The 14,444-nt window shown below is 24.7% G+C and carries 12 protein-coding genes; all 12 read left to right on the top strand.

Annotation, left to right across the window (positions count from 1 at the left end; all coding sequences use genetic code 11):
- A partial coding sequence (locus ACWYO2_RS02355; RefSeq protein ID WP_455514889.1) for a metallophosphoesterase occupies positions 1-674 on the top strand: 674 nt, incomplete at its 5' end.
- 11 nt (positions 675-685) lie between these two features.
- Positions 686-1,147: a thioredoxin family protein gene (locus ACWYO2_RS02350; RefSeq protein ID WP_455514888.1), complete on the top strand. Its 462-nt coding sequence runs from the start codon at positions 686-688 to the stop codon at positions 1,145-1,147.
- 1 nt (position 1,148) lies between these two features.
- Positions 1,149-3,743 (top strand): DNA polymerase I, encoded by a 2,595-nt coding sequence (gene polA / locus ACWYO2_RS02345; RefSeq protein WP_455514887.1) that lies wholly within the window; start codon positions 1,149-1,151, stop codon positions 3,741-3,743.
- The gene (locus ACWYO2_RS02340) at positions 3,743-4,315 is read left to right on the top strand and encodes a hypothetical protein (RefSeq protein WP_455514886.1); all 573 of its coding nucleotides are present in this window, start codon (positions 3,743-3,745) and stop codon (positions 4,313-4,315) included. Before polA ends, ACWYO2_RS02340 begins: the two co-directional genes overlap by 1 nt.
- Positions 4,290-5,027, top strand: a complete 738-nt coding sequence (locus ACWYO2_RS02335) for an AzlC family ABC transporter permease (RefSeq protein WP_455514885.1) — start codon at positions 4,290-4,292, stop codon at positions 5,025-5,027. The genes ACWYO2_RS02340 and ACWYO2_RS02335 overlap by 26 nt, the downstream gene beginning before the upstream one ends.
- A complete protein-coding gene (locus ACWYO2_RS02330; protein WP_455514884.1) occupies positions 5,024-5,344 on the top strand; it encodes an AzlD domain-containing protein in 321 nt (106 codons plus the stop codon). The genes ACWYO2_RS02335 and ACWYO2_RS02330 overlap by 4 nt, the downstream gene beginning before the upstream one ends.
- A gap of 10 nt (positions 5,345-5,354) precedes the next feature.
- Positions 5,355-6,444, top strand: a protein-coding gene (gene prfB / locus ACWYO2_RS02325) for a peptide chain release factor 2 (RefSeq protein WP_455514883.1) whose coding sequence is annotated in 2 segments (ribosomal slippage) — positions 5,355-5,426 and positions 5,428-6,444 — 1,089 coding nt in all. Because the reading frame shifts where the segments join, the coding sequence is not laid out codon by codon here.
- Positions 6,445-6,453: 9 nt separating this feature from the next.
- A complete protein-coding gene (locus ACWYO2_RS02320) occupies positions 6,454-10,833 on the top strand; it encodes a PolC-type DNA polymerase III (RefSeq protein WP_455514882.1) in 4,380 nt (1,459 codons plus the stop codon).
- A gap of 52 nt (positions 10,834-10,885) precedes the next feature.
- Complete coding sequence (gene argS / locus ACWYO2_RS02315; RefSeq protein ID WP_455514881.1) at positions 10,886-12,604, top strand: arginine--tRNA ligase; 1,719 nt, start codon at positions 10,886-10,888, stop codon at positions 12,602-12,604.
- Positions 12,605-12,888: 284 nt separating this feature from the next.
- Positions 12,889-13,818, top strand: coding sequence for a peptide-methionine (R)-S-oxide reductase MsrB (msrB, locus tag ACWYO2_RS02310; protein ID WP_455514880.1), 930 nt, complete (start codon positions 12,889-12,891; stop codon positions 13,816-13,818).
- A 12-nt stretch (positions 13,819-13,830) separates the two neighbouring features.
- Complete coding sequence (locus tag ACWYO2_RS02305) at positions 13,831-14,145, top strand: hypothetical protein (protein ID WP_455514879.1); 315 nt, start codon at positions 13,831-13,833, stop codon at positions 14,143-14,145.
- Positions 14,146-14,148: 3 nt separating this feature from the next.
- Positions 14,149-14,444: hypothetical protein (locus ACWYO2_RS02300; RefSeq protein WP_455514878.1), on the top strand; the 296-nt coding region annotated here is incomplete at its 3' end.

Here is a 14,444-nt window from a genome sequence, read left to right as displayed (position 1 = left end):
CTACAGATATTCATGGATATTTTAATTTATTTATGAAACTTTTAAGAAAAATAAGACTTAGGAAAACTAGAGATTTATTAATCATAATGGGAGATAGTTGTGATAAAGGTGTAAAAAGTTATGAACTTTATAAAAAATATATAGATTTAATATCTGAAGGATATGAAATCATACATATATTTGGTAATCATGAAGATATGTTATATAAGTCTATGACAAATGAAGATATGCGTAAGCATTGGATTTATAAAAATTCAGGTATAGATACAGAAATATCTTTTTTTAATAATATTAACAAAGTTAAAAGAGGATATAATAAATGGTTTAAAGAAAATAAAATTACATTTACATCAACAGTTTCTTGGTTTAAAAATTATTTAGAATTAATGCCTAATATTGTAGTGGGTAAAGAAAATATTTTTGTACATTCGTTCTATAATGATGAACTAAGTTTAGAAAATCAATCTAAGAGAGATTTAATGTGGGAAAGAAGAAAAGAATTTTCACATAATTATACAAATAAAAATATATATTTTGGACATACTCCAAATAAAGAAGGGAAAATAATTAGTTATCCTTATTCTTATTATAATTTAGATACAGGCTGCTATATTACTAAGGTATTAGCTTGTATTGAAATTAAAACTAAAAAAGAGATTTATGTAAAAATATAGTGGAGGATAAAATGGCAGATTTTAAAGAGTATTTAAAGTTTACAGATAAAATAGAATATAGAGATAGACAAGTTTTAGAAATATCAAAAATAAATATAGATGAAGATATGCAAGAAAAATTTTCTAATATAGGAAGTGAGGTTAATCTATTAGTTTTTGCTCATCCTGAATGTCCAGATTGTACTTATGGAGTGGCAGTTCTTGAAGCTATTAGAAAATATGTTCCAATTTTAAATATAGATTATAGAAAAAGAAGTGAAGATAAAGATTTGTTATTAAAATATTCAAAAGATGGTAAAATTCCAGGTGTATTTTTAATATCAGGTATTAAAGTGAGACAAGTAATGTCTGAGTATCCGGATGAATTAAAAGATAAGTTAATAAATAGTGATGTAAAACAAGAATATTATGCTGGAAAGTATAATGATATAGTTTTGGAAAGTATATATAATAAAATAAAAGAGAGTGAATAAAATGAAAAAATTATTAATTTTAGATACTAGTGCTATGATGTATAGAGCATATTTTGCACTACTTAATCTTAGAAATTCTAAAGGTAAAAATATAGGAGCTATTTTAGGGTTTATAAATCAATTAGAAGCTGCCATAAAATATTTTAATCCAGATTATATTATAGCTGCTAAAGATGTAAGAAGAAAAGAATTGAAAAGAGCAGAAATATATAGTGAATATAAGGGAAATAGGGAATCTGCTCCTGATGATTTAATTGAACAGATGCAAGATATAGATGAAATTTTAGATGGATATAATATACCTATAGTTAAAATTCCTGGATATGAAGCTGATGATAGCATAGGAAGTTTGTCAACTAAATTTTCTAAAGATATGGAAGTAATAATATTGACAGGAGATAAAGATTTAACTCAACTTGTTGAAAAAAATATAACAGTAGCTTTAATTGGAAAAAAATCAGATGAAGAACCCTATCTTTTGATAAAAAATTCAGATGATGTCAAAGAGTATATAGGTGTGTATCCAGAACAAATTGTAGATTTATTTGCTTTAATGGGTGATAGTAGTGACTCTATACCTGGAGTTAAAGGTATAGGTAGTAAAACTGGAATTAAATTAATATCTGAATATGGTAATATAGATAATTTATATGAAAATATAGAAGAAATAAAAGGAAAACTTAAAGATAAATTGATAGCTGATAAAGAAATGGCATATATTAGTAAAAAACTTGCCACTATATTTAAAAATTTAGAAGTTGATATAGAGCTTAAAGAAACTTTTGATATGAAAAATAGAAAATTTAAACAGCTTGCAGATATATATCAAAAACTTGATTTAAAAAAAGAATATGAAAAAATAAGAGAAGAAATATTAGAAAATGATAAGATAGAGTATGATATGGTACATATTGTAAATTTAGATGATTTTATAACTACATTTAATAATACAAAAACAGAGGTTAGTATATATTCAGGTGAAGAAGGTTATAGTTTTTTTGATGGAGAAAAGCTTTATTATACTTTTGAAAAAGAGAATATTGGAGATTTATTTAAAATATCAACAGATATAAGTCAAATAGATAATAAAAAAAATGTAATAGTATATTCAAGTAAAGAATGGATGAATAAAAATATTTATTTTACTAACTATTTTGATGTACTTCTTGCTATTTTTAGTATATCTATGGATGCAGAACAGGAATTAGAAAAAGTTTTATTTGATAAATTAAATATTTCAGTACCAAATTTTGATAAAAAAATAATATCAAAGATGAATGAAGATGATCTACATTCTTATTATTTAGAAAGAATGAATAAATTAACTTATGGAATATATATTTTGAAAAAAGAACTTAATGAAAATCTAATAGATGAAAATACTAAAAATATATATGATGAAGAAAAGAAATTTACAAAAATTCTTAAGTATATGGAAGATAATGGAATCAGCATAGATTTAGACTATTTTAAGGAATACAATAAAGAATTAGAATTAAAAATAGAAGAATTGATACAAAGTATATATGTAGAAAGTGGAGAAGAATTTAAAATAAGTTCACCAAAACAACTTGCATATATATTATTTGAAAAATTAGGGATAAAAGGTGAAAAGAAAAATAAATCAGGTTCTTATTCAACTGATGCTGAAGTATTAGAACTTCTTTCTTTAAGAGGAATAAATATAGCAAAATTAATATTAGAATATAGGGAATATGAAAAACTAAGATCTACTTATGTAGAACCACTTATGCAACTTGCTGTAAATAAAAAAATACATACGACATATAATCAGACAGGAACAGCGACTGGAAGACTTTCTTCTCAAAATCCTAATCTTCAAAACATACCTACAAGAACAGAAGAAGGTGTTAAAATAAGAAAAGGGTTTGTAGCATCTAGTGGTAAAAAATTACTTTCATTTGATTATTCACAAATAGAATTAAGAGTCCTAGGAGAACTTTCAGGGGATCAACATTTAATAGATGCATATATGAATGATTTAGATTTACATGAATTAACTGCTAGAAAAATATTTGCTTTAGGGAAAGAGGTAGAAGTTAGTAAATATCAAAGAAATATAGCTAAGGTTATTAATTTTTCAGTTCTTTATGGAAAAACACCTTATGGTTTATCTAAAGAATTAAAAATTCCAGTTTCTGATGCAAAAGAATATATAGATACATATTTTAGAGAATATCCTAAAGTTAGAATTTTACTTGATGAAATCATAGAGAAATGTAGAGAAAATGAATATGTTGAAACTATATTTGGAACTAAAAGATATGTTCATAGTATAAATTCAGGAAATCTTAATATTAGAGAACAAGCTAATAGAATAGCTGTAAATACAGTTATTCAAGGTAGTGCAGCAGTTATTATAAAAAAAGTAATGAAAAGAATATATGATGAATTATGTAATGATAAATTAAAAATGTTATTACAAGTTCATGATGAATTGATATTTGAAGTAGATTCAGATTATTTAGATGTAGTGGATAAAATTATAGATATTATGGAAAATACTATAAAATTTGAAAAAACTAAATTAAAAGTAAACTATAACATAGGAGAAAATTGGGGTGATCTAAAGTAATGAATTTTTTAGAAAAAAATAAAGATGTTACAAGTACAAGTATTATATTAATAATTGTTTTATTATTTCTATTAATTTCACAAATTATAACAAAAAATATAGTTATTCCTTGTGTTATGATAAATTTTGTCGTTTTGATTTATGTGTATAGTATAGATGATAAGAAGAAAAAATATAAAGTATTAAAAATAGAAGATAATTATAAAAGTTTTATATATATGTATTCTGTTTCTCTTTTTATAATATTTTTAGCTTTTATAAGCTATATTAGAGGAGTAAGTGATTTTTTAATAGAATCATATATGATATATTTTTTAGTAGTTACATTTTTAATAAATAATGAAGACTTATCGTATAATCAAGAGGAGATTTTATACAAATCTACGATATATTCAATAAAAGATGTTAAAAAATTAAAAATTACTAAATTTTTCTTTACTAAAAGATTGATAATAGAGTATATTGATGGAAATAAAAAATATATATATAATAATAATTTTAAAGTTTTAAATTATATAAAAGAATTTATAGAGAATGGAGTTGAAAATGATGGATCTAGTGGAAAAATTTAATTACTCAGAGTTTATAACTGGTATAAAAGAATCTAAAGGTATAGCTATTGCTTATTTACCTTTTGGATTTACATTGGGATTGATAGCAAATAGTTATGATGTAAATGGGATAATAGCTGGATCTATGAGTTTTCTAATATATTCAGGAGCTTCACAAACTTTGCTTATGCAGATATTTAAAAATCCTAATTTTGATATTATTTCAGCAATATTTGCAGCATCTATGCTTAATTTTAGATATGTATTAATAAATATACCTATGTATAAATCATTGAAAAAATATGATAATTTAACAAATTGTATTATAGGTCTTATGTATACTGATGAATTAATAGCTTATCTTGCTGTTAAAAAAAATAAATCATTTTCGTATGCTTTTGGAGCAAATTTATTGGGATTTCTTGCATTTGGTATAAGTACAGTTTTAGGGGTTATAGTCGGTTCTTTTGTACCTGCTATAATTATAAATTCCATGAAGTTTGTTCTTTATGGTACATTTTTATCACTCCTTATTTCAAGCCTTATGTCTGAATTTAAACATATACGTATTGTAGGTATAACTTTAATTTTAAAATTGATATTTATGTATGTACCACCATTTAATATAGTTAATAAAAGTTTACAAATAGTGTTGATACTTTTACTAACAAGTAGTATATATTCTATATGTTCTATATATTTTGAAAATAGAAAGTTGGGTGAGGATAAATGAAACTTTGGTTAACTGTTATTGTGGTTGGAATATTAACACAAACTTTTAGACTTGTTGGTAATTTTATCCCTATACCAAGAAATAGATTTATGGATAAATTTTTAGAATCTATACCAATATCTATACTTGTTATTCTATTTTTTCCTGATATATTTGTATCAATAGGGACTAAACATTATGAAATAATTTTAGCCATATTTGCAAGTTTAAGTATAATATTTATGACTTTAAAAAAAATAGATTTAGGTAAAATTATGATGTATGTAGTTATAGCGGTAATAATATTAAATATGTTATTATCAAAAATATTTAGTTAAGGGAGTAATTATGGAAGAATATGAATTAAAAAAATTAATAGAAGAAAAAAATATTGAATTTAATGATATTAAGGAGCATCTTTGAATTAGAAAAGTTAGATTTGGAATTAGAAAAATTAGAATCTTTAACTTTAGATTCAGAATTCTATAAAAACACTCAAAATTCACAAAAAGTTTTAAAAGAAATATCTTCTATAAAATCTAAAATTAGTGATATTAAAGAAATAATAGAATTAAATGATAATATGAATATACTATTTGATTTCTATAAACAAGAAGAAGCGAGTCTTAAAGAATTAGAAGATGAAACAAATATGTTTGTAGAAAAATTAGAAACTTTTAAAATTAAAGTTTTACTTAATGGGAAATATGATAGAAATAATGCTATACTTACAATTAATGCAGGAGCTGGTGGAACAGAATCATGCGATTGGGTTTCTATGTTACTTAGAATGTATGAAAGATGGGCTCTAAGTCATAAATTTGGTGTTGAGATACTAGATATATTACCTGGAGAAGAAGCGGGTGTAAAAAGTGTAACACTTGCTATTAAAGGTGAATTTGCATACGGATATTTAGAATGTGAAAAAGGAGTTCATAGATTGGTAAGAATATCTCCATTTGATTCTAATGCAAGACGTCATACTTCTTTTGCAGCTGTTAATGCAATACCAGAAATAGAAGATGATTTAGAAGTAAATTTAAAAAAAGAAGATATGAAAATAGACACATATAGAGCCAGTGGAGCTGGAGGACAACATGTAAATACTACAGATTCTGCTGTAAGGATAACACATATTCCTACTGGACTTGTAGTTACCTGTCAAAATGAAAGATCACAAAATAAGAATCTTGCTTCAGCAATGAAGGTACTTAGAGCTAAGTTATTTGAAATAGAATTAAAAAATAGAGAAGATGAAATAAAAGATTTGAAAGGCTTAGAATCTAAAATAGAGTGGGGGTCACAAATTAGATCTTATGTTTTCCAACCGTATAAGTTAGTGAAAGATCATAGAACTAATTATGAAGAAGGTAATGTTGAAAAGGTAATGGATGGGGATATAGATGATTTTATAGATGCATATTTAAAAATAAAATAAGGAGCAAAAATGTCTAAAAATTATGCAATATTAAAAGTTCCTAAAGATAATGTAGGTCTTAAAAATATTAAAATACAAGAGATAAATTTGGTTAATTCTAAATTTACGGAAGTAATTGTATATTTTGATTTATTAAATATATCTAAAGGAATAATTGAGGAAATAGAAAAAGTTAAAGACTTAATTTCTAAAATAGATGATAATATTAATATAGAATTTAATATTAATAAATATGAAAAAAAATTAGAGGGAAATGATATAGAAGAAGCTATCTCATTTTTAATTGATTATGTAAAAAATGAAGATCAATATTTAAGTATGATATTAAATACGATAACATATACATTTAAAGATGGAATAATAGAAATATCATTAGGTAGTTTAGTTAAAATTAATAATGATAAAATTATTAATTTTATTGATAACTTATCAGCTAAGTTATGGACTATTTTTGGACTTAGATATGAAATTAATGTTACAAGTAATTTAGAAGATTCTAAGAATTTTAAATTTAAACCTCGTGAAGTAAAGGTTAATTTTGATAAAGAAGTCAAAAAGGAAGTAAGAAAATCTGGATTTAATAATAAATCAACATATATTAAACCTAAATTAAAAATTACATCATTAAATGAAATAGACTCTTTGATGCTTAATGAAGAAGCGCTAGTTCGTGGGGAAGTATTTAAAATAGAATTGAAAGAAATTAAAAATGGTAAAATAATTATAGATATATATATAACTGATAATGAAAGTTCTTTAATTTGTTCTAAGTTTATAAACTCTAAAGATGAAATTAAAGTTAAAGTTGGAGATATAATAGAAGGTCTTGGTACATATGAAAATTATAGAGAAAAATATAGTCTTAGATTAAAAAAAATAGATATAATAGGAGAAGTAGAACCTATAAAAAAAGATAGTTTAGAAGTTAAAAGAATAGAGCTTGCTGCTCATACAAATATGAGTGAAATGATATCTACTATTGATTCTGATGATTTAGTAAAAAGAGCAAAATATCATGGACATAAAGCTATTGCTGTTACAGATTATGGTGTAGTTCATGCTTTTCCATTTGTTGCTCATGGAGTTAAGGATAATGAGGATTTTAAAATAATATATGGAATAGAAGCTTATGTTGTTGATGATGAGGCTCCTTTAATAAAAAATCCTAAAGATATATATATAGAGGAAGAAGAATTTGTAATATTTGATATAGAAACAACAGGATTTAGTTCTACTAATGATAAAATAATAGAAATTGGTGCAGTAAAGATGAAAAGGGGTCAAGTTATAGATAAATTTTCAGAGTTTATAAATCCAGAAATTAAAATACCTATGAAAATAGTAGAACTAACAGGTATTAGTGATAAAATGGTAAATAATGCAGAAACTATAGATAAAGTTTTGCCTAGATTTTTAGAATTTATTAAAAATACTACAGTTGTTGCTCATAATGCTAAGTTTGATGTTGGATTTATAACTAAAAAATGTGAACAATTAAATTTAAGTTTAGATGACAATTTTAGTTTTATTGATACTTTAGAATGGGCTAAAATATTGGTTGCCGATATTAAAAGATATTCTCTTGATGCATTAACTAAAAAATTTAATATAGTACTTGAAAACCATCATAGAGCTATAGATGATGCCCAAGCTACAGCTGAGGTATTTAAGGTTCTTTTAACTTATTTATCTCCGTTTGGTATAGAAAGATTAACGCAAGTTAGTGAAAAACTTTTTAAAGAACCTATCAAAGCAGATACGGAAAATGTTACGATTTTAGTTAAAAATTTAAAAGGATTGAGACGGTTATATGAATTAATTTCTATATCTCATATAAAATACTATGGTGATAAAAAACCAAGAATATTAAAATCTGATTTAAGTGCAGATAGAGAAAATTTTTTAATTTCTTCAAGCCCTATATATTCAGGTAGGTTTAATAAAGGTAAGTTAGTTGATTTATACATAAGAGGTATGTCAAAAGATGATATACTTGAGGCTATGGATTTTTATGATTATGTACAAATATATCCAGATAGTATATATAATGATGCAATAACTTTACAAGAAATATCAGGAATAGATTTTATACATCAAATGAATAAAGATTTTGTAGATATGGCAAAATCAAAAGGAAAGTTAGTTGTTGCTACTGGAAATGTATATTATTTAGATAAAAAAGATGCAAAATCAAAAGCAGCTTTATTATTAGGCTCTGATAGAGCTTTTAATACATACAATATAGATACAGGGAACTATTTTAGAACGACTGATGAAATGCTAAATGAGTTTTCATATTTAGATAAAGATGTTGAAGATATAGTTATATATAATACTCATAAAATAGCAGATCAAATAGAAAAAATAAAACCTATACCTGATGGAGAATATAGGCCTGTAATGGATGGAGCAGAGGATTTAGTTAGAAGCATGTCTTATGATAAAGTTCATGAGCTATATGGAGAAAAAATACCACCTAAAATAGAAGAAAGGCTTGAGAAGGAGTTAAATTCTATTATAGGTAATGGATTTTCTGTTTTGTATTTAATAGCTCAAAAACTAGTTAAAAAATCTGTTGATAATGGATATATTGTAGGTTCAAGAGGATCTGTTGGGTCATCACTTGTAGCATATTTAATGGGTATAACAGAAGTTAATGGACTTTATCCACATTATAGATGCCCTAATTGTAAATATTTTGAAATGAAAGATTTTGAAGGTTCGGGGGTAGATTTAGAAGAAAAAAAATGTCCTAATTGTGGAGAAAATTTAATCCGTGATGGACATTCAATACCTTTTGAGGTGTTTATGGGATTTAAAGGAGATAAAACTCCGGATATAGATTTAAATTTTTCGGGAGAATATCAAGGAGAAATACATAAATATACAAAAGAATTGTTTGGAGATGATTATGTATTTAGAGCTGGAACTATAACTACAGTGGCAGAGAAAAATGCTGTTGTTTATTCAAGAAAATATTTTGAAGAAAATATTAAAAGAAAATTTGAAATGGAAATACAGTCTAAATATAATATGTCTTTAAAAAAATTAGAACCTTCACTTAGAGCTGAAAAAGAATTAGAATTAAAAAATATACAAGAAGAATTTTGGAATAAAAATAAGGCAGAAATTGAAAGAGTAGCTATAAAATGTGAGGGAGCAAGAAAAACTACAGGTCAACATCCAGGAGGGATGATAGTTGTACCTAACTATAAATCTATTTATGATTTTACTCCAGTTCAATACCCTGCAAATGATCCAAGTTCGGGTTCTATAACAACACATTTTGATTATCATGTTATGGATACACAGTTAACAAAGTTAGATATATTAGGACATGATGATCCGACTACATTAAAAATGTTACAAGATTTAACAGGAGTGGATATATATAATATACCATTAACAGATCCTAAAGTAATGACTATATTTAGTTCAACTGAAGCCCTTGGAGTTAACGAAGAAGAAATAGGAAATAAATTAGGTACAAATGGTATACCTGAATTTGGTACAGATTTTGTTAAGAAAATGTTAGAAGAAACTTTACCTAAAACATTTTCTGAACTTGTAAGAATATCAGGTCTTTCTCATGGAACAGATGTATGGTCAAATAATGCTCAGGAATATGTGAGAGATGGTGTGGCTACCTTAAGTGAGATAATAACAGTTAGAGATGATATTATGAATCATTTAATAGATATGGGTATGGATAAATCGGAAGCATTTAATATCATGGAATTTGTTCGTAAGGGTAGACCGTCTAAACCAAATGATAAAGAAGCTTGGGAAGCGTATAAAGTTAAAATGAAAGAATGTAACGTTAAAGATTGGTATATAGAATCTTGTGAAAAAATTAAATATATGTTTCCTAAAGGACATGCTGTTGCTTATGTTATGATGGCAGTTAGAATAGCATATTTCAAAGTTTATTATCCTTTAGAGTTTTATACTGCATATTTAAATAGAAAAGCAGATGATTTTTCATTTATAGAAATGAGTGGAACTATTGATGAATTAAGAGAAAAATATAATCAAAAGAAATCTTTATCTGAATTATCAGTAAATGATAAAAAATATTTAATATTAGTAGAAATATTAATAGAAATGAAAGCAAGAGGTATAGAGCTGTTAGATATTGATTTATATAAATCTGAAGCTTGTAAATTTAAAATAGAAGATGGTAAAATTCGTATACCTTTATTTGCTATGGAGCAACTAGGAGAAGTTGTTGCAAATACTATAGTTGAAGAGAGAAATAAAAGTGAGTTTAGTTCAATAGAAGATATTTTAAAGAGGTGTAAAGTATCTAAAACTGTATTAGAGAATTTAATAAAGTATAAATGTATAGATGATAGTTTACCTGAATCAGATCAATTAACACTGTTCTAATTGACAATATTATGTTATAAATGTTATTATTTTAAGAAAATAAGGAGAAAAAATGAAATTATTAATTACGGAAGTTTTAGAAGTTCTTTCTAAAAATGTTAATAAAATTTTTGGAATTGAACTTAAATTAGAAGATATACAAAATTCTACAAAAAAAGAATTCGGAGACTTTCAAAGTAATTTTGCTATGACTAAGTCTAAGATTTTAGGAAGTAATCCAAGAGAAATAGCAACAAAGTTAATTGAAAATTTTGACGGTTGTGGCATAATTTCTAAGATAGAAGTTGCAGGACCTGGTTTTATTAATATTTTTGTTGATAATAATTTTTTAAATGTAGAAAGTAAAAAAATAGGTAAAGAAGACTATGAATATAACAAAGCTAACAATGAAAAAGTGTTAATAGATTATTCTTCTCCTAATATTGCTAAAAGAATGCATGTAGGTCATTTAAGAAGTACAATAATAGGTGATGCACTTACAAGAATATATAAAGAACTTGGATTTAATGTAATTAGTGATAATCATATAGGTGATTGGGGGACTCAATTTGGAAAGTTAATAGTTGCCTATAATAAATGGTTAGATAAAGATGCTTATGAATTAAATTCAATTGAAGAATTAGAAAGACTTTATGTTAAATTTTCAGGAGCTGCAAAGGAAGATCCTACACTTGAAGATGAAGCTCGTGAAGAACTAAAAAAAGTACAAATGGGAGATCCTATAAATTTAGCATTATGGAAAGAGTTTATAACATATTCTTTAAGAGAATATGATAAAGTATATAAAAGATTAGATATTAAATTTGATTTATTTAATGGTGAATCTTTCTATAATCCTATGATGCCAGGAATTGTTAAATTATTAAAAGATAAAGGGATATCACGTAATGATGAAGGAGCTGAGGTAGTATTTTTTGAAAATGATGAATTACCTCCATGTATAGTACAAAAAAATAATGGTAGTTTTCTTTATTCAACATCAGATCTTGCTTGTATAAAATATAGAAAAGATGATTTGAATATAGATAGAGCTATATATGTAGTAGATGAAAGACAAAAAGGTCATTTTAAACAAGTGTTTAAGATATCTGAACTTATGGGTAAACCTTATGATTATGCTAAAGAACATGTAGAATTTGGTATAATGAGATTTGGAGATGGAACAATATTTTCAACTCGTGGTGGAGATGTAATAAGACTTGAAGAAATATTAGATAAAGCTCATATAGAAGTTAGAAAAATAGTGGATGAAAAAAATCCTAATTTATCAAATGAAGAAAAAGAAAATATAGCCGAAGTTGTAGGAGTTGGAGCTATAAAATACTTTGATTTAAGTCAAAATAGAAGTAGTGGAATTACATTTACTTGGGATAAAGTATTGAGTTTTGAAGGAAATACTGGACCATATCTTCAGTATTGTTATGTAAGAATTATGTCTATACTTAGAAAAGCTAAAGATTTAGGTATAGATTATACTAATACTGAAATGTTAGTTGAAAATAGTAACGAATTAGAAAGAAGTTTAGTGGTTTCTTTACATAAATTACCGTTTACTACAATTAAAGCTTTTGAAACAAATAGACCTAATCTTATAGCAGATTATTTATTTGATTTAACAAAAGAATTTAATTCTTTCTATAATTCAAATCAAGTAATAGATATGGATAATTTAGAATTAACAAAAGCAAGACTTGAAATTTGTGAAAAAGTAGCTTTAGTTATTAAAAAAGGTTTAAGTCTTTTAGGTATAGGAACAGTAGAAAGAATGTAAATTATTAATATAATGCAAGCACCTTTTAATAGGTGCTTGTTTGATATAAAGATAAAAAAAGGAGCTAATATTTATCTATTAGCTCCTAAAGGGGGGGTTAATTGAGGTTGTCAACTTTCATTGACAAGAATTATTATACACTATATAAATGAAAAAATCAAGAAAGATTATAAAATATTTTTTATGAACGATATTTAATATGTATAAAGCTATTTTATATCAACTACTAATTTGATATTTTATCCTTTTAATGATATAATTAAATATGTTTGAGGTGATAAATTATGAAAAAAATATACTTAGCAGGAGGATGTTTTTGGGGAGTACAAGGATATTTTAAAAATTTACTTGGAATAGAGAAAACAAGTGTAGGCTATGCAAATGGTAAAACTGATACCACAGATTATAACTCTATAAAATCTACAGATCATGTTGAAACTGTTGAAATAGAATATAATCAAAATATAATAAGACTGGAAGAAATTCTTTTAAGACTATTTAAAATAATTGATCCCTTTTCTCTAAATAAACAAGGTAATGATATAGGAAGACAGTATAGAACCGGTATATATTATATTGATGCTGAAGATGTTAAGGTAATAGAAAAAGTTTGTAAATATATTGAAGAAAAATATCAAAAAGAAATAGCAGTTGAAGTTGAAAAATTAAATATGTATATATTGGCTGAAGATTATCATCAAGATTATTTAGATAAAAATCCTAAAGGATATTGTCATATCAATTTAGATAGTGTTTTTTTACCTGTTTTTGATAAAAAGTATGAAAAACCAGAATTAGAAAAATTAAAAAATACTTTATCTAAACTTGAATTTGGAGTGACTCAAAATTCAGAAACAGAAAAACCTTTTTCTTCTGAATTGGAAGATAATTATGAAAAGGGTATATATGTAAATATAGTTACAGGAGAACCGATATTTCTTTCTTTAGATAAATTTGATAGTGGTTGTGGATGGCCTAGTTTTACACGACCTATACTTACAGAAAATATTAATTATTATCAAGATTTATCACATGGTATGAATAGAATAGAAGTTAAAACAAAATTTGATAAGGCTCATTTAGGTCATGTGTTTACAGATGGACCTTTAAATAGAGGAGGATTAAGATATTGTATAAATGGAGCTTCACTTAGATTTGTACCGTATAATAAATTAGATGAATTTGGTTATTCAGATTATAAAATATTTTTTTAATGGGAGGATGGTATGACAAGAATAGTTTTAGAAAAAATTGAGAATATTGAAAAAGAAATGAAAACTAAATTAGAAGATTCTCAAAAATTAAATATAGAAAAATTAAATAATACTAAGATTGAATTAGAAAAAGAATTTTTGAATATTACTAAAAATATTGATGAAAAATTTTTAGAAAAATTAAATTTTGAAATAAATAATAAAAGAAATTCTCTTAATCATATTTTAGAAGAAGCTAAAAATAAAGCAAATAGTTTAGGAGAAAATGTTTTAAATAAAAAAGAAAATATTATACAAGAATTAAAAAATATAGTTATGAAAGGATAGAAAATGGCTATAGTTAAACTTGAAAAATTTAATTTAATACTATTTAAAAATGATGTTAATAGATTATTAAAAGATTTTCAAAAGTTTGAAGAAATAGATTTTAGAGTAACTGATTTTGAACTTGAAAATTATGTGTCAAAAGATGTAGAAAATACAGAAAATACAATAATTAAACTAGAAAGTTTGATAAAGAAGTTAAGAATATTAGTGCCTAAAAAATCTACTTTTAAAACGTTAAAAGAAGGACTTTATGAATTTAGTTATGATGAACTTGAAAACTATGTTAAAAAATTAGATGT

Source organism: Pseudostreptobacillus sp., from assembly GCF_977040545.1.
This window is presented reverse-complemented; position numbering and strand designations above follow the sequence as displayed.

What these genes read in the sequence shown, in the direction of transcription:
- ACWYO2_RS02335 (WP_455514885.1), top strand. Translation starts at nt 4,290, where the DNA reads ATGATGGATCTAGTGGAAAAATTTAATTACTCAGAGTTTATAACTGGT.
- ACWYO2_RS02350 (WP_455514888.1), top strand. Translation starts at nt 686, where the DNA reads ATGGCAGATTTTAAAGAGTATTTAAAGTTTACAGATAAAATAGAATAT.
- ACWYO2_RS02320 (WP_455514882.1), top strand. Translation starts at nt 6,454, where the DNA reads ATGTCTAAAAATTATGCAATATTAAAAGTTCCTAAAGATAATGTAGGT.
- ACWYO2_RS02340 (WP_455514886.1), top strand. Translation starts at nt 3,743, where the DNA reads ATGAATTTTTTAGAAAAAAATAAAGATGTTACAAGTACAAGTATTATA.
- msrB (WP_455514880.1), top strand. Translation starts at nt 12,889, where the DNA reads ATGAAAAAAATATACTTAGCAGGAGGATGTTTTTGGGGAGTACAAGGA.
- ACWYO2_RS02305 (WP_455514879.1), top strand. Translation starts at nt 13,831, where the DNA reads ATGACAAGAATAGTTTTAGAAAAAATTGAGAATATTGAAAAAGAAATG.
- polA (WP_455514887.1), top strand. Translation starts at nt 1,149, where the DNA reads ATGAAAAAATTATTAATTTTAGATACTAGTGCTATGATGTATAGAGCA.
- ACWYO2_RS02330 (WP_455514884.1), top strand. Translation starts at nt 5,024, where the DNA reads ATGAAACTTTGGTTAACTGTTATTGTGGTTGGAATATTAACACAAACT.
- argS (WP_455514881.1), top strand. Translation starts at nt 10,886, where the DNA reads ATGAAATTATTAATTACGGAAGTTTTAGAAGTTCTTTCTAAAAATGTT.